This window comes from Actinomadura keratinilytica (assembly GCF_039539665.1).
Classification (GTDB): domain Bacteria; phylum Actinomycetota; class Actinomycetes; order Streptosporangiales; family Streptosporangiaceae; genus Spirillospora; species Spirillospora keratinilytica.
Window position 1 is genome coordinate 118214 of record NZ_BAABDO010000003.1, and the last position, 15758, is coordinate 133971.

General features: G+C 73.3%; 13 protein-coding genes and 1 tRNA gene. 9 read left to right on the forward strand and 5 right to left on the reverse strand.

Features of this window, described 5'->3' with window-relative positions; all coding sequences use genetic code 11:
• Positions 1–34: 34 nt before the first annotated feature.
• Positions 35–376, reverse strand: coding sequence for a metallopeptidase family protein (locus tag ABD879_RS02015; RefSeq protein ID WP_345016787.1), 342 nt, complete (start codon positions 374–376; stop codon positions 35–37).
• A 34-nt stretch (positions 377–410) separates the two neighbouring features.
• Between ABD879_RS02015 and ABD879_RS02020 the strand changes: the two genes are divergently transcribed.
• Both ABD879_RS02020 and ABD879_RS02025 read left to right on the forward strand, forming a co-directional pair.
• Positions 411–2009, forward strand: coding sequence for a metallophosphoesterase family protein (locus ABD879_RS02020; protein WP_345016789.1), 1599 nt, complete (start codon positions 411–413; stop codon positions 2007–2009).
• Positions 2010–2072: 63 nt separating this feature from the next.
• Positions 2073–2145: transfer RNA gene (locus ABD879_RS02025), tRNA-Glu, on the forward strand.
• Positions 2146–2235: 90 nt separating this feature from the next.
• Here ABD879_RS02025 and ABD879_RS02030 read toward each other — a convergent pair.
• Positions 2236–3201, reverse strand: a complete 966-nt coding sequence (locus ABD879_RS02030) for an NADP-dependent oxidoreductase (protein ID WP_345016791.1) — start codon at positions 3199–3201, stop codon at positions 2236–2238.
• Between the two features lie 111 nt (positions 3202–3312).
• Here ABD879_RS02030 and ABD879_RS02035 point away from each other — a divergent pair, with 111 nt between their 5' ends.
• The 5 genes from ABD879_RS02035 (at position 3313) to ABD879_RS02055 (ending at position 9170) form a co-directional block, all read left to right on the forward strand.
• Positions 3313–4290, forward strand: a complete 978-nt coding sequence (locus ABD879_RS02035; protein WP_345016793.1) for a GlxA family transcriptional regulator — start codon at positions 3313–3315, stop codon at positions 4288–4290.
• 476 nt (positions 4291–4766) lie between these two features.
• Entirely contained in the window at positions 4767–5996 is a 1230-nt protein-coding gene (locus ABD879_RS02040; RefSeq protein ID WP_345016795.1) for a four-carbon acid sugar kinase family protein, read from the forward strand.
• On the forward strand, positions 5993–7027 hold the full coding sequence (gene pdxA / locus ABD879_RS02045; protein ID WP_345016797.1) for a 4-hydroxythreonine-4-phosphate dehydrogenase PdxA: 1035 nt from the start codon (positions 5993–5995) through the stop codon (positions 7025–7027). The genes ABD879_RS02040 and pdxA overlap by 4 nt, the downstream gene beginning before the upstream one ends.
• Positions 7028–7063: 36 nt before the next feature.
• On the forward strand, positions 7064–8353 hold the full coding sequence (locus ABD879_RS02050) for an MFS transporter (RefSeq protein ID WP_345016799.1): 1290 nt from the start codon (positions 7064–7066) through the stop codon (positions 8351–8353).
• A gap of 10 nt (positions 8354–8363) precedes the next feature.
• Complete coding sequence (locus ABD879_RS02055) at positions 8364–9170, forward strand: DeoR/GlpR family DNA-binding transcription regulator (RefSeq protein WP_345016801.1); 807 nt, start codon at positions 8364–8366, stop codon at positions 9168–9170.
• Between the two features lie 356 nt (positions 9171–9526).
• Here the strand turns inward: ABD879_RS02055 and ABD879_RS02060 are convergent, their stop codons facing one another.
• Both ABD879_RS02060 and ABD879_RS02065 read right to left on the reverse strand, forming a co-directional pair.
• Positions 9527–9823 carry a hypothetical protein gene (locus ABD879_RS02060; protein ID WP_345016803.1) on the reverse strand — a complete coding sequence of 99 codons (297 nt, stop codon included), beginning with the start codon at positions 9821–9823 and terminating at the stop codon, positions 9527–9529.
• A gap of 583 nt (positions 9824–10406) precedes the next feature.
• Complete coding sequence (locus tag ABD879_RS02065) at positions 10407–10922, reverse strand: DUF5994 family protein (RefSeq protein ID WP_345016805.1); 516 nt, start codon at positions 10920–10922, stop codon at positions 10407–10409.
• Positions 10923–11172: 250 nt separating this feature from the next.
• On the opposite strand from ABD879_RS02065, the gene ABD879_RS02070 reads away from it, so the two are divergent.
• Entirely contained in the window at positions 11173–12897 is a 1725-nt protein-coding gene (locus ABD879_RS02070; RefSeq protein WP_345016807.1) for a SpoIIE family protein phosphatase, read from the forward strand.
• Between the two features lie 119 nt (positions 12898–13016).
• Here the strand turns inward: ABD879_RS02070 and ABD879_RS02075 are convergent, their stop codons facing one another.
• Positions 13017–13289 carry a hypothetical protein gene (locus ABD879_RS02075; protein ID WP_345016809.1) on the reverse strand — a complete coding sequence of 91 codons (273 nt, stop codon included), beginning with the start codon at positions 13287–13289 and terminating at the stop codon, positions 13017–13019.
• 595 nt (positions 13290–13884) lie between these two features.
• Here ABD879_RS02075 and ABD879_RS02080 point away from each other — a divergent pair.
• On the forward strand, positions 13885–15525 hold the full coding sequence (locus ABD879_RS02080) for a fatty acid CoA ligase family protein (RefSeq protein WP_345016812.1): 1641 nt from the start codon (positions 13885–13887) through the stop codon (positions 15523–15525).
• The last annotated feature ends 233 nt before the right edge of the window (positions 15526–15758 follow it).

Genomic DNA, 15758 nt, shown 5'->3' on the forward strand with positions numbered 1-15758 from the left:
GAAAGAGTTCGCCCCGCGGACCCCTCCGGCCGCCTCAGTAGCCGAGCTCGTGCAGCCGCTCGTCGTCGATCCCGAAATGGTGGGCGATCTCGTGCACCACCGTGATGCGCACCTCGTCGACCACCTCGTCGGGCGTCTCGCAGATCGCCAGGATCTCGTTGCGGTAGATCGAAATGTGATCAGGCAGCACGCCGGCGTACCAGTCGCCCCGCTCCGTCAGGGGTACCCCCTGATACAGGCCGAGCAGGCCGGGTTCGGGCGCGTCGTCCTCGACGATGATGACGACGTTGCGCATGACCTCGGTGAGCTCGGCCGGGATGCTGTCGAGGGCCTCGGCCACCAGGTCCTCGAACGCCTCCCGCGACATCTCGATCACAGCCCCCATTGTGCTCGACGGAAGGGAGCCCCCGGTGCCGGACCGCCTCCGCGCCGTCGCGTCGGTATTCCGCTCCTGCCGGTCCCGCATCCGCTCGTCCCGCGCGCCGGCGGCGATCGCCGCGTCCCGCTGGACCCGCCTCCTCGCGGTGCTGCTGGTCGGGCTGGCCGGCGGCCTCATCGGCCTGCTGCTCGGCGGCCGGATCCAGACCGCCGTCGGCCCGACCGACGTGTCGCTGGCCCTGCGCCCCGCCTGGAGCGGCGGCACGATCGTCCGGATCCCGCCGCTGGGCGCGCTGCACCTGGACACCCACTGGGGCCCGATCGCGCTGGAGGCCCGCGTCACCGCCCTGCGCCCCGAGTCGGCCCGGTCGCTGATCGAGGGGAAGGGCGACCTGTCCGCCCTCACCGACCGGATCACCGAGCAGCTCCGGCACGGCGTCACCGTCCTGCTGCTGCGCGCCGCCGCCGGCGCCGTGGCCGCCGCCCTGTTCGCCGGCCTGCTGGTCTTCCGGTCCTGGCGGCGCGCCCTGCTCGGCACCGGCGCGGCCGCCGCCGGCCTGGTCTCCCTCGCCCTGCTGTTCTGGACGACGTTCAACCCGCAGGCCATCGCCGAACCCCGCTACACCGGCCTGCTGGCCAACGCCCCCCAGGTCGTCGGCGACGCCCGCAGCATCGTCGAACGCTTCTCGGCCTACCGCGCCCAGCTCGCCCGCCTGGTCGGCAACGTCTCCAAGCTCTACAGCGTCACCTCGACGCTGCCCACCTACGAGCCCGACCCGTCGACGATCCGCGTCCTGCACGTCTCCGACATCCACCTCAACCCCGCGGCCTGGTCGGTGATCCGCTCGGTCGGCACCCAGTTCAAGGTCAACATGATCATCGACAGCGGCGACCTGACCGACCACGGCAGCCGCCCCGAGGACCGCTTCGCCGAGGAGATCGAGTCGCTCAAGGTGCCGTACGTGTTCGTCCGCGGCAACCACGACTCGCGCGGCACCCAGCGCGCCGTCGGCCGCCAGAAGAACGCCGTCGTCCTGGACGACACCGTCAAGGAGATCGAGGGCCTGCGCGTCTACGGCGTCGGCGACCCCCGCTTCACCCCCGACAAGACCACCCGCGACGACGACGTGGGCGCCGAACAGCTGCGTGCCCGCGGCGCCCAGCTCGCCGCCGAGCTCCGCGCCTCCGGCACCGTCCCCGACCTGGCGGTCGTCCACGACCCCCGCGAGGCCGAGGGCTTCTCCGGGGCCACCCCGCTCGTCCTGTCCGGCCACAACCACGAGCGCTCCACCACGCTCCTGCCCACCGGCACCCGCCTGTTCGTCCAGGGCTCCACCGGAGGCGCCGGCCTGCGCGGCCTCGAGAAGGAGCAGCCCACCCCCATCGAGCTGTCCATCCTCTACTTCAGCCGCGCCGACCGCCGCCTCCAGGGCTGGGACGACATCCGCCTGGGCGGTCTCGGCCTCACCTCCGCCCAGATCGAGCGCCACCTGGAAACCCGCCCCGACCGCACCATCTCCCCCTCGCCGCCCGCCACGACGACCGTCTCCCCGTCCTTCCCGTCCCTCCCGCCCTCCGAGTGGCCCACCACGACGCCCCTGTCCCCGCGACCGTCCCGCGAAGGGGGATAACCCTTTGTGCGTGCCGGGAGGTTGTCCCCTATGCTGGAGCCGTCCAGTGGCACGGCCACGGAGGCCCCCTTCGTCTAGCGGCCTAGGACGCCGCCCTTTCAAGGCGGTAGCGCCGGTTCGAATCCGGTAGGGGGTACATCTCATTTGTCGGTATCTGCGGCATCTAGCGCCTTCTATACGGCCTTCCCGCCATGCGTCGGCGGCTGTCGGGGCCTCGCGGGCGCGGTCAGTCGGTCACGGTGAGGACGAGCTTGCCGCGGGTGCGGCCGGTCTCGCCGCGGGCATGGGCCTCGCGGACCCGGTCGAGCGCGAAGGTCTCCTCCACCGCGACGGCGACGTCGCCGGCGTCGATCAGACCCGCGATCTCGGTCAGCGCGGCGCCGTCCGGCTCGACCAGGAACGGGGTGACCCGCACGCCGCGCGCCTCCGCCGCCTCGGCCAGCTCCGGGGAGACGCCGCCCGGGACGGCCACCAGCAGGCCGCCGGGACGCAGGGCCCCGAGCGCGCGCGTGGAGGTCCGGTCGTGCGCGTCGCCCACCAGGTCGATGACGACGTCGACGTCCTTGGCGGCGTCCTCGAAGCGGGTGGCGGTGTAGTCGATGGTCTCGTCGGCGCCGATCTCCTTGAGCCAGGGGTGGCGGGCCGCGCGGGCGGTGGCGATCACCTGGGCGCCCCGGTGCCGGGCGAACTGGACCGCGAAGTGGCCCACCCCGCCGGCGGCGGCCGTGACCAGGACGCGCTGTCCGGCCTGGACGTCGGCGGTGTCCACCACGATCTGCCAGGCGGTCAGCGCCGCCAGCGGCACGGCGGCCGCGTGGACGTGGTCGAGGGCGGCCGGCTTGCGGGCCCACTGGCGGGCCGGTGCGGTCGCGTACTCGGCGTAGCCCCCGGCGGCGCGCGGGAACCAGGGCATGCCGTACACCTCGTCGCCGGGCGCGAGCGTGGTGACGCCGAAGCCGACCTCCTCCACGACCCCGGACACGTCCCAGCCCAGGATCAGCGGAAGCGTCTGCAGCCCCGCCATGCCCCGGCCCTCGCGGGTCTTCCAGTCCACCGGGTTGACGCCGGCGGCGTGCACGCGCACCAGCACCTCCGTCGGCAGCGGCTCGGGACGCGCGACCTCCTCGACGTTCAGCACGTCCGGCCCGCCGAACTCCTTGATGGTCACGGCCCGCATGGTGTTCTCGCTCATCCGTCTCACTCCTCCTGCGGCCGGGCTCTCGTCCCCGGCCGAGGAAAGAATCGCGCGGGCCGCGGAAGAGGAGTGAGTGGCCCGATGGCCATCTGTCGTACCATTCCGGCCATGCCGCATCGCGTCGCCGTCCTGGCCCTCGACGGAGTCCTGCCGCTGGACCTCGGCATTCCCGCCAGGGTGTTCAACGAGGCATGCGAACCGGACGGGACGCGCCTGTACTCCGTCACCACCTGCTCCCTCGGCGGCCGCCCCGTGCGCACCCACGAGGACTTCCGCATCGTCGTCGACCACGACGAGTCGGCGCTGGAGACGGCGGACACCGTCGTGATCGCCACCCAGGAGCCCAGCCGGGAGCTGCTCGCGACCGGGGAGCTGCCCGACGACGTGGCCGCGGCGCTGCACCGCATAGGACCGCAGGCCCGCATCGTCAGCCTGTGCACCTCGGCGTTCCTCCTCGCGGCGGCCGGTCTGCTGGACGGCCGCCGCGCCACCACGCACTGGGCGCTGTGCGACGCGATGGCGCGGCTGTTCCCCAAGGTCGAGGTGGATCCGAACGTGCTGTTCGTCGACAACGGACGCATCCTGACGTCGGCCGGCGGCGCCGCCGGGATCGACCTGTGCCTGCACCTGGTCCGGCGGGACCACGGGGCGGCGGTGGCCTCGGCCGCCGCGCGGCGCTGCGTGGTGGCGCCGTGGCGCGAGGGCGGGCAGGCGCAGTTCATCGAGCACCCCGTCCCGCCGGACACCGACCGCTCCACGTCGGCGACCCGCCAGTGGGCGCTGGACCGGCTGGCCGAGCCGCTCACGCTGGAGGACCTGGCCCGGCACGCGAACATGAGCGTGCGCACCTTCACCCGGCGGTTCCGCAACGAGGTGGGCACCAGCCCGCTGAAATGGCTGGCGCAGCGGCGTTTGGAGCACGCGCGCCTGCTGCTGGAGACCACCGACCTGCCCGTCTCCCGGATCGCCACCGCCTGCGGCTTCGGCGACCCCGTCGCCCTGCGCAAGCACTTCTCCGCCTACCTGGGCATGTCACCGCTGGCCTACCGCCGCGCCCACAACGCACCGGCGGCCACCCGGGGGTGACGACGCCTCATTCTCGGGAGGACGGTAGCCCGCGCGCTGATACCGTCCTTCCGGGCTTCGGCGGCTCCATGCCCCGGTATGACGAGTCCACGCAGCTCGGCGGCGAGAGAGAGGCGTGACCACCGCCGTCACACCCGCCGAGCCGCCCCAGACATCCGCAGTCGATCTTGAGCGCGGGTTGGGCGGAGCCGGGTCATCCGCCACGGTCTACAGGCCCGCGGCATCGCCACCGCCATGGGCGGACGTGCCGCTCAGCAGCCCAGGACGCCCACCCGCCTTCGATGCTCCGGCCCCGCCGACACCGCAACGCGCCCGAACCATGAGCGCGTAGACCTCCGGACGACGCTAGTTGCTCAGTTTGAGCAACTAGGGCGGGGTATTGACATCAACCATCCGCGCATCGGATGCTGACAGCACGTTAGTCGGAAGTTTCGAGCAGGTTGATTCTGCTCGGTTCATGCAACTAGGTGGGATTGGTGGCGGAGGTCCTGGTCGTCGCCGACGACCTCACCGGAAGCAATGCGACGGGCGCGCTGTTCGCGCGGCAGGGCATGCGCGCCGTCACGGTCAGCGACATCCGCCATGCGCGGCGGCACAGGGATGCGGCCGACGTGGTGGTGGTCAACACCGCAAGCAGGCACTGCCCGGCCGCACAGGCCCGCGCCCTGGTCGCCGAGGTCGCCGGGGCGCTCGGCAGCGACATGCGGCTCCTGGTCAAACGGGTCGACACCACCCTGCGCGGCAATGTCGGCGCCGAGCTGGCCGGGATGCTGGAGGGGTTGCGCGCCAGGATGCCGCACGCGCGGGCGCTGTGCGTGCCCGCCTTCCCCAGCGCGGGCCGCACCACGGTCGGCGGCGTCCACCTGGTGGACGGCGTTCCGCTCACCGAGACCGACGCCGCCCGCGACCCGCTCAGCCCGATCACCGCGTCGCGTGTCGCCACGCTGCTGCGCGCCCAGACCGAGCTCAGCGTGGGGGAGATCGTCCTCGATGTCGTCCAGGCCGGGCAGGAGGCCCTGGTGCGCGCGATGCGGGCCGACCGGTCCGACGTCCTGGTGTGCGACGCGGTCACCCCCGGGCACGTGTCCGTGCTGGCGCGCGCGGCGGCGGCCACCGGCGAGACCTGGCTGTCGGTCGACTCCGGGCCGTTCGGCGCCGCGCTCGCCGCCGAACTGGGCATCGGCGGCACGCCCAAGCCGATCCTGGTGGTCGCGGGCAGCGTCACCGCCCGCACCACCGAGCAGCTGCGGGAGGCCGGTCACATCCTCGGCGCCCGCCTGTGCGAGGTGACCGCGCTCGATGAGGACGCCCTGACCGCCGACGTCATCGGGCTGCTGGACGACGGCGCCACCGTGGCCGGGCTGCGCATGGTCCCCGCCGAGTTCGACCCGGCGCTGGCCGGACGCATCCCGCACGTGCTGGCCGCCGTCGCCCGCAACGTGGTGGAGTCCGGGCGCGTGGGCGGGGTGTACGCGACCGGCGGCGACGTGTCGGTCGCCGTGGTCGACGCCCTGGGCGCCGAGGGCTTCGAGGTGGACGCCGAGGTGCAGCCCCTGGCCGTCGCCGGACGGCTGGTCGGCGGCCCGCACGCCGGGTTCCCGTTCGCCGCCAAGGGCGGTCTCATCGGCGACCGGCAGGCGGCCGTCGACTGCGTCGAGCACCTCCGAATGATCACGATTCGCGACGAAAGGACGATGCATAGATGAGTGCGGACACCCGACCGCTGCTCGCCGTCACCCTCGGCGACCCGGCCGGCATCGGCCCCGAGATCACCGCGCGCACCCTGGCCGACCCCGCGTCGGTGCGCGCCGCCCGGGGGCTGGCCGTCGGCGACGCCGCCGTGCTGGAGCGCGCCGCCCGCATCTGCGGCCTGGACGTGGAGATCAACGCGGTCTCCGACCCCGGCCAGGCGCGCTTCACCGAGGGCGTGATCGACGTGCTCGACCTCGGCATCGCCGGCGCGGACCTGGAGTGGGGCAAGGTCGACCCGGTCGCGGGCCGCGCGGCGGTCGCCGCGATCGAGACGGCCACCCGGCTGGCCCTCGACGGCGTCGCCGACGCGGTCGTCACCGCCCCCATCAACAAGGAGGCGATCTGGGCCGCCGGGTCCAAGCACCTCGGCCACACCGAGATGCTCGGGGAGCTGACCGGCTCCACCCGGCACAACACGATGTTCGTCGTCCGCGGCCTGAAGATCTTCTTCACCACCCGGCACATGTCCCTGCGCGACGCGCTGGACAGGCTGAGCGAGCAGGTCGTCGAGGAGGCGATCCGCGAGGCCTACGCCGCGCTGCGCGTGTTCGGCGCGGACGGCCGGACGCCGCGGCTGGCGGTCGCGGCCGTCAACCCGCACGGCGGCGAGAACGGCAACTTCGGCGACGAGGAGATCGTGTCGATCGCCCCCGCGGTGGCGGCCGCCCGCGCCGCGGGCCTGGACGTCACCGGCCCCGTCCCCGCCGACTCGGTCTTCCACCAGGGCCTGGAGGGACGCTACGACGGCGTCCTGTCGCACTTCCACGACCAGGGCCACATCCCCGCCAAGACCGTCGACTTCCACGGCACCGTCTCGGTCACCGTCGGCCTGCCGATCCTGCGCACCTCCGTGGACCACGGCACCGCCTTCGACATCGCCGGCACCGGCACGGCCTCCCCCGGGACCATGGCCGCCGCGTTCCGCACCGCCGTCGAGTTCGCCCCCTACGCCGACCGCATCCGCGCCGAGTACGCCACCCGCTGACCGTCCGACCCCGCGAGCGGAAGGAACCCACCCCCGATGACCACCGCCGCCACCGCACCCGCACGCCGCTGGACGTACGTGATCCCCGTCGCCGCGATCATGTACATGCTGGCCTACCTGGACCGCAACAACGTCGCGATCATCCTGCCGTACATGGACGACGACTTCCCGCTGTCCGGCAGCGCCAAGGGCATGGCCAGCGGGATCTTCTTCGTCGGCTACATGGTCCTGCAGATCCCCGCCGCGGTCCTGGCGGCGCGGTGGAGCGCCCGCAAGACGGTGCTCCTCCTCATGATCGCGTGGGGTCTGGCCGCCATGGCCTGCGGCCTGGTGCGCAGCGAGGCGCAGCTGTACGCGGCCCGGCTCGTCCTCGGCCTGTTCGAGGGCGGGGTGTGGCCCGCGGTGCTCATCCTGCTGGCGTCCTGGTTCCCGCTGCGGGAACGGGCGCGGGCCAACGCGCTGTGGATGGCCTGCCTGCCGATCTCGTCCATCCTCATGGCGCCCCTGTCCGGCTGGATGCTCGACCACATGGACTGGCGCACGGTGTTCGTCGTGCAGGGGCTGCCGCCGCTGGTGTGGGCGGCGGTGTGGTGGTTCGCCATCGCCGACCGGCCGTCGCAGGCACGGTGGATCTCGCCCGAGGAGCGTGCCTACGTCGAGCGGGCGCTGGCCGAGGACGAGGCGGCCAAGCCGTCGACGGGGCAGGCCGGCTACGGGCAGACGCTGCGCGACCGCCGCGTCCAGCTGCTGGTGCTGGTGTACTTCTGCTGGATCACCGGGTTCTACGGTTTCAGCCTGTGGCTGCCCAGCGTGATCAAGACGATGACCGGGGACGCGTCCGCCACCGCCGTCGGGTGGCTGACGGCCGTCCCCTACACCGTCGCGCTGGCGGCCATGATCTACAACGCGGCCCGCTCGGACCGCACCGGCAACCGGCGCGCCGCCGTCGCGATCCCCCAGGTCGTGGCGATCGCCGGGCTGCTGGCCGGGCAGCTCGTGCACGGCGGCGTCGCGCAGATGGTGCTGCTGTGCGTGGTCGCCGCGGGCGTCTACGCGCCCTACGGGCCGTTCTGGGCGATGCCCGCGCAGGTGCTGCGGTTCGAGGTCATCGCCGTGGCCATGGGGCTGATCAACGCGCTGGGCAACCTGGGCGGCTTCATGGGGCCGTACCTGGTCGGCTGGCTGACCGACCTGACCGGCTCGCAGAACGCCGGGTTCGTCGCGCTGGCCGGATTCCTGGCCGCCGGGGCGGCGGTCTCCTGGTTCGGCCTGCGCCCGGTGCCCGCCGTCGGGGATCATGCGGTTGCCGCACAACGGACCGCCTGATGGGGGAGTGTTGACCGTACGACGCGGGCCGAGGGCCCAGACCGCCGAACGCCGGGCCCTGCTGGTGCGGGAGGTCCGGGCGGGCAACGGCAACATCCACGAGCTGGCCCGCCGGTTCGGGGTGTCCACCTCCACCGTCCGCCGCGACCTGCGCGAACTGGAACTGTCCGGCGAGATCACCCGCACCTACGGCGGCGCGGTGGGCGGTCCGCACCCGCACGAGCTGCCGCTGCGCGAGAAGGAGCACGGCCACCGGCGCGAGAAGGACGCCATCGCCGCCGTCGCCGCCGACCTGGTGGAGACCGGCGACGTGGTGCTGCTGGACGCCGGGTCGACCACCGCGCGGCTGGCCCGGCGGCTGCGCGACCGCACCGGCATCACCGTGATCGCCGCCGGGCTCAACGCCATCGCCCTGCTGGCCGAGGCCCCCGGCGTCGAACTGATCCTGCTCGGCGGGCGGGTCCGCCACCCCGGCGAGGGGGTGGTCGGCCCGTTCGCCGAGGAGCAGCTGCGCTGGCTTGGCCCCGACAAGGTCTTCCTGGGCGCGGACGGCGTGACCGCCCGCGGTTTGTGCTGCCCGTCGCCCGAGCAGGCCCGGATCAAGCATCTGATGCTGCACGCCGGACGCGCCACCTATGTGCTCGCCGACCACAGCAAGATCGGCGCGGAGCCGTTCGCGTACTGGGCTCCGCTCGACCGCCCGCACACCGTGATCGTCGACGCGGCCGTCCGGCCCGCCGACCTGGAGCCGCTGCCCGGCGACACCCTGATCGCCGCGGAGCCGGACCAGCCCGGCGCCCCGCGGCATCCCGGCTGAGCGCGTCCCGTCACCGCGACCGCGGTGGCGCACCTCTCAGCAGTGAGGCGGAGGCGGCCCGGCGGACGACGCACAGCGCGTGCGATGCGTCACCGGGCCGCCGCCCCGGTCGGTGTCGGGATGAGCCCGGCGCCCTCCTGGTGGTCTTGGTGACGACGGGGCGGACGAGGCGTGGGGTCGTCCCGGTGCCGATGGATTGCGGCAGGTCCCCGGAGAGCCGACTCGCCGTCAGGTGCGTTGGCCGCCCACGCACGGACAAACCGGTTCGCGCCGCCGCCCCTCGGGCGTGCCCGTCTCGCCCTCGATCTGCAACAGAGCATGCGCCACGCCCGAGCAGCCGAAAGGGGCGCGGCGTCCTACAGCGTCTCGCTCACCCAGTGCCAGCCGCGGTCGTCCTTGTGCGCGTAGACGAGGTGGGCGCCGCTGGAAGCCGCGAGTTCGGAGATCGTCCGAATCAGCTGACGGTGGAAGTCCCCGGGCGGCCGACCGGAAGCCGCCCCCTCCAGCAGAGTCACGGTGACCCGCGCCTCGTCCCGGAGCTGCGCGGTCAGCCGACCGGTGTCGTCAAAGCGAAACAAGACGATCGCATCGGCGCGGACCAGGTCGCGACCATCATTGGCCGCGATCCACACATCGGCCGCCATTCCACTCATGACCGTCATCTCCTAGGGTTCGGGGACCGCAATCCGCCAGGTCACGCGTCCGCGGCGACGCCGACGCCGCTACCGGCGGGCCGCTCGTCCAAAGGGCAGGGCCACCGGGTCGGCTGCGAAGCATCGCCAGGGCGGCGTGCCGCGGCGGCCGGCACCACCCGGCGGCGGCGCGCCGGGCCGAGCAGTCGCCGGCCGCCGCCAGTAGCGGGCCGCGCCAACCGGCCGCCGCCGGAAGGGTGCGGCCTACCGACCGCGCAGCCGCATACGACGGCCGCGCCGTTGCGGCGGCCGCGCCGTTCAGGTGGCCGACCCGCACCGCCGCCGCGTGGCCGTGGCCGACCTGCAGCAGGGGGTGTGCTGACCACGCGGCGCCCGGCACCGGGAGAGGGCCGTCGCGGTGGCGAGTGGCCGCGACGCGGTCGGTGTGCATGTGCAGAGGCGCGCAGTTCACCGCGTTCAGTCGAGGCGATCCGCACGCTGTGCGTGTTCAGGGCCAGGACCAGTCGGTTGCCTCCTCCCACCCGATCACTTGCCGCGGAAAGCATGGAGTGCCGTCGAGCCAAGTGCCGGGCTCCTGGCCGGTTCAGGCGGTGGAGATGTCACAGGTGGCCAGGATCTGCTCGGGCCAGGTGCCGGCCGCTCCGGCGGCCGATCCGCTCAGCGCGGCGTACGCGCGCGCCTGGGCCGCCTCGGGCGGAACCACCAGCAGCAGGAAGGTGTCCATCCGGCCCCGGATCACGACGACCACATGGCCGAGCCCCGGAAGGCCGCCCACCTTCACCTTCCGCCCGGCGACGGTGATGTCGCCCGGTACGTGCTCCCAGTGGTCGGTGTCGACGGCGAGATGGGTGACCCTGCCCAAGTGCCCGGCCAGCCCGGCGACCAGTTCCGGCAGTTCGGTACGGGCGTCATGTGAACGCGGCCACCAGCCGCCGTCCAGGGCTCCGCGATGCGCGGTGCCCGCCGCCAGACTCAGCCTCGCCCCACGGGGGTCGGACTGAGGATCCGTGGTGGATTCGTTGGTGTCGTGGGCCATGACGTCGGCCCCGTCCTCGGCTTCGCCAGCCGGATAGCCAATCACCGTGGGCGACGCCGGCATCGGTCACCAGCGTGCGAAGAACCCTTGGCACACCAACCCTACGTCGCACGACATCGGCAAGCGAACGCTGGGAGGTCTGCCTTGCTCCGGCCGGCGTCGGTGGGGGGCGTCGCCCCGTCTCGGCAGGTCCGGCGCGTGTTTCCAGGCGTAATGTCGGAGGTGAAGATGGATCTGCGCCGGCGCTGATCGCTGTTCGTCGCCTGGTGCGGGCCGGTATCAGCCGGCGCGGTCAGCTGACTGGGGGAACGGCATGGCGGAGCGTCCGGCCGGTGGACACGGTGACAGCCTGTTGTGGGCCGCGGAGCCCGAATTCTGGCGTGAGGTGTTCGACCACCTGGGCGCCGGGCTGGCGGTGGTGGACTCGACCGGCCGGATCGCGGCGGTCAACCCCGCCGCGGAGGAGCTGCTGGGGCGCACCGCGGCGGCGATGCTGGGCAGGGACTTCCACGACCTGCTGCACCAGGGCGCCGACGGAGCGACGCCGCACCGGGCGCCATGTCGCCTCCTGACGGCCCTGACCCACGGCACCGCCGCCCACGCCGAGACCGACAGCTTCACCCGCGGCGACGGGCGGCCGGTCCGGGTGACCTGGTCCGGAACTCCCGTGATCAAGGACGGCGCCGTGGTGGGCATGACCGTCCTGTTCGCCGACATCACCGCCACCGAGGCGGCGCACGCCGACCGGGCGGCGCATATGATCGCCCTGGAGAACCGCACCGGCCGACTGGCTCTGGTCGCGGAGATCAACGCGGTGCTGGCCCAGCCCCTGGACACCGAGGTGGCCCTGAGTCGGCTGGCCCGCCTGCTGGTGCCTCGCCTTGCCGACTGGGCCGCCGTGGACCTGTGCGTCGAATCCGGGCAGGTCCGCAGGGTGACGGTCACCGGTCCCGAAGGCCGGAACTTCGCCCAGGAGGCGTTGCGGTGCCCCCTGCCGCCGCTCGCCGCCCACTCCCGCTCCTCCCTGGTGCGGGTTCTGCACGGCGGCGAGCCCGCCGTGCTGGGGCCGCAGGAGATCGCCGCCCCGCCCGACTCCTCCCTGGCCGCCGTGCAGGCCGCGTTCCTGCAGGCGACGGGCGCCGTCTCCGCCGTCGTCGTACCCCTGGGCGCCGCCCGGCAGATCACCGGCGCCCTCACCCTGGTCCGCACCGATCCGTCCCGCCCCTTCGACACCGCGGAACTGGCGCTGGCCCGCGACATCGGCCGCCAGGTCGGCCTCGCCATCGACAACGCGCGCGCCTTCGGCCGCCAACGCGAGATCGCCGAGGCCATGCAGCGCAACCTGCTCGCGCGGCTGCCGCAGCCCGGCCCGTTGCGCCTGTCCGCCCGCTACCAGCCCGCCCCCGCCGGCTCCCAGGTCGGCGGCGACTGGTACGACGCCTTCCCGCTGCGCGACGGCGCCACCGCGCTGGTCATCGGCGACGTCGTCGGCCACGACCTGAACGCCGCCGCCGGCATGGCGCAACTGCACGGGACGCTGCGCTCGCTGGCCTGGGACCGCACCGGCCCGCCGAGCGCCATCATCGACCGCCTCGACGAAGCCATTCCCCGCATCACCGACGTCTCCATGGCCACCGCGATCCTCGCCCGCGTCGAAGGCCCTGAGGACGGCCCCTGGCGCCTGCACTGGACCAATGCGGGCCATCCCCCGCCCCTACTGGTCACCCGAGACGGACGCGCCGAGTACCTCGACCGGGGGCGGGGCCTGCTCCTGGGGACCGGTCTCAGCAGCGACGCCCGTCCGGACGCCGCCACCCCGCTGCCGCCCGGCTCCACGCTCCTGCTCTACACCGACGGCCTGATCGAAGTGCCCGGTACCGATCTGGACACCGGCCTGGAAGACCTGCGCCGCCACGCCGCCGCCTTCGCCCGCCACCCCCTGGAGGACTTCTGCGACCAGATCTTGAAGCGCGTCCCCGTCAGCAACACCGACGACATCGCCCTGCTGGCTCTGCGGATTCCCCGGTCCGCCTCATGACGGCGGATCGCCGGGAAAACCGCTTCGGGCGGTCGAGCACAGGGGCGTCGGCAACGCGGATCCGCAAGCGCTCCCCGGCGAAGTCACAGGGCGGGCGGCGCGGCATGGGCCGCGGTGTGTCACAGGATCTGCCGACCGGCTGCGCCGTTCTTCTCGGACACGCGGGCCGCGATCACGTTGGCCAGGTTGATGACGACCGCGCTGGTGTCGGGCTCGCGGCTGGACCGCGCCTGGGTCAGGACCAGGCTGCGGCGCTCGTTCAGCGCACGGGTGATGACCTCGACCGCCTGTCCCAGTCCCGCGAAGTCGGCGGTGACGAAGGAGACGTCGTCGCCTCCCACCGGATGGATGCGGATGATCAGTTCCGGATGACCTGATGTCTCGTCCGGCATGGTCGTCCTCCTCGGTAGACGCCGGGTCAGCGCTCGCACCCGGCGAACGCTTTACGGAGGGGCCTGGGCAAGCCGGTATCCGGCCGGTCTGGACCTCGCCGCACGGTGCCCCCTCTCTTAGAGCCTTGCCCCTTAAAGGACGTCGAAATCAGAGGCAGCACCCGCCCACCGGCTGTCGGCGCGGCTCAGCCGGCCCACCGGTGGCGCTGCGGGCCCGGCTCCGAAACGGCATGCACGTGACGGAGGCGTCCAAGTCGAAGGCGGCAAGGCCCCCTCCCACGCCCGGCGCCAACGGCGTTGTACGCGACCTGCGCCGCGAGCGCCCCCTGGCCCGCAGACGCAGCCTCACAAGCCGCCCCAAACCGGTCTGACCCCCCTCAAGGACGACCGCGGACCGTCCACTAACCGGCCCAACGCGCACCGCACGCTTCGGCCGCGCGGGAGGCACCGCCCTGTCCGCCACCGGATCGAGACGGCGCCCTATCGGTCGTGTGACCACAGGGTTAGAAGAGAGTTTTGATGATGAGTTTGCGTGAGCGAGTCATTACGCTTAGTTGCCTTCCGAGTGCGGGGTGCGTCGGTTAGGGGGTCTGCGGTGATCACTGCGGATCTGGCGGGACTGCTTGACGGGCATCTGCGCCGTCGACCGGAGGCGGTGGCCTGCCGAACGGCGGTGGCACTGACCTATGAGGAACTGGCGCGGCTGGTGGACGACACGGCGGCGGCCCTGAGACGAACCGGGGTGCGGGCGGGCACGCGCACGGTCGTGCTCGTACCGCCCGGCCCCGACCTGCTCGCCGTGGTGTTCGCCCTGCTGCGGCTGCGCGCGGTGCCCGTCATGGTCGATCCTGGGCTGCCGCCGGGGCAGCTGCGCTCGTGCCTGGCCGAGGCGGCGCCCGAGGTGTTCATCGGCATCCCCCTCGCCCAGTTCGCCCGGCTGGTGTTCGGCTGGGGGCGCGGCAGCGTGCGCACCAGCATCACCGTCGGGCCGCGGCGGCTGTGGCTGGGCACCAGGCCGCACCGCCCGCGCCCGCCGGGCCGCACCCCCGTGTACGAGGCCGGGCGGGGCGACGACATGGCGCTGCTCGCCTACACCTCGGGCTCCACCGGCCCGCCCAAAGGGGTGCCGCTGCGCCGTCGGCACCTGCTGCCGCTGCTGCGCATGCTCAGGGACAGCGCGGCGATCGGTCCGGGCACGCGGATGCTGTCGACGTTTCCGCCGTTCGCGATGGCGGCGCCCCTGCTGGGCGCGACGGTCGTGTGCCCCGACATCGATCCGCGGCGGCTCGACCGGGCCAGCCCGGCGGCCCTGGTCGACGACATCCGCCGGTACGGGGTGGGAGCACTGTTCACCGCTCCGGATCTGCTCGACCGGCTGGCACGGTACTGCCTGACCCGGGGGCTGATCCTGGATTCGCTGAACGTGGTGCTGGCATCGGGGGCGCCCCTGTCACCGACCGTGCTCGGCCGCGTGCGCGGCTTCCTGAAACCGCAGGCCGTCGCCTACTCGGTGTACGGGGCCACGGAATGCATGCCGGTCAGCGCCATCGCCTGCGGCGAACTGGCGGCCACCGCCGCCGCCACCAACGGCGGCGCCGGGACCTGCCTGGGCACCCCCCTGGCGGACGCCCAGGTCCGTGTCATCGCCATCTCCGACGAGCCGATCGGCCGGTGGAGCGACGACCTGCTCGTCGCCCCGGGCACCGTCGGCGAGATCACCGTGACATCGCCCGCGGTCAGCGACCCCTACCTGCACCGTCCGGACGCCACCGCGCTGGCCCGCATCGCCGACGGCGACCAGGTCGTGCACCGCATGGGCGACCTCGGAACCATCGACGCGCACGGGCGGCTGTGGTTCGCCGGCCGCAAGTCCGAACGCGTCCGCACCGAACACGGCGACTGGTACACCGACCATGTCGAGCCGATCTTCAACACGGTGCGCGGCGTGCACCGCACGGCCCTCGTCGGCGTCGGAGCGGCCCCCGCGCAGCGCCCCGTGCTCGTGGTCGAGCCCGAACACGGCACGTCCCGCCGCGAGCGCGCCCGCATCCGCGCCGACCTGCTGAGCCTGGCCCAGCGGCAACCGCACACCGCCGGGCTCGCCGACGTGCTGTTCCACCGGCACTTCCCGATGGACGTCCGCCACCACAGCAAGATCCGCAGGCACGTCCTGGCCGCCTGGGCCGCCCACCGCCTCAAATGCGGCGACCGCACCGGGGACGGCGGAGACTGGTGACCGGGTCAGCGTTCTCCTCTGGCAGGCCGTCCGCCCGGCCACCCGGGTGAGGCGGGACGGTCCAGGTGTCCTCCGGCGCGGGCTCGGCCCACACCCGCGGCGGCGCCGCCCCCGGGGCGGCCGCATCCTGCTCCCACCCCCGCGAAGGCGGCGGCTCACGCCGCTCCCGCCCGATAAGGAGTCGCCCCGGGCCCAGCACCTGGCCGAACGCAGCGCACCGTCCAAACAACACC

Coding starts and splice junctions, on each gene's coding strand:
- ABD879_RS02030 (WP_345016791.1), bottom strand. CDS start 3,201: ATGAGCGAGAACACCATGCGGGCCGTGACCATCAAGGAGTTCGGCGGG.
- ABD879_RS02035 (WP_345016793.1), top strand. CDS start 3,313: ATGCCGCATCGCGTCGCCGTCCTGGCCCTCGACGGAGTCCTGCCGCTG.
- pdxA (WP_345016797.1), top strand. CDS start 5,993: ATGAGTGCGGACACCCGACCGCTGCTCGCCGTCACCCTCGGCGACCCG.
- ABD879_RS02050 (WP_345016799.1), top strand. CDS start 7,064: ATGACCACCGCCGCCACCGCACCCGCACGCCGCTGGACGTACGTGATC.
- ABD879_RS02060 (WP_345016803.1), bottom strand. CDS start 9,823: ATGAGTGGAATGGCGGCCGATGTGTGGATCGCGGCCAATGATGGTCGC.
- ABD879_RS02065 (WP_345016805.1), bottom strand. CDS start 10,922: ATGCCGGCGTCGCCCACGGTGATTGGCTATCCGGCTGGCGAAGCCGAG.
- ABD879_RS02070 (WP_345016807.1), top strand. CDS start 11,173: ATGGCGGAGCGTCCGGCCGGTGGACACGGTGACAGCCTGTTGTGGGCC.
- ABD879_RS02075 (WP_345016809.1), bottom strand. CDS start 13,289: ATGCCGGACGAGACATCAGGTCATCCGGAACTGATCATCCGCATCCAT.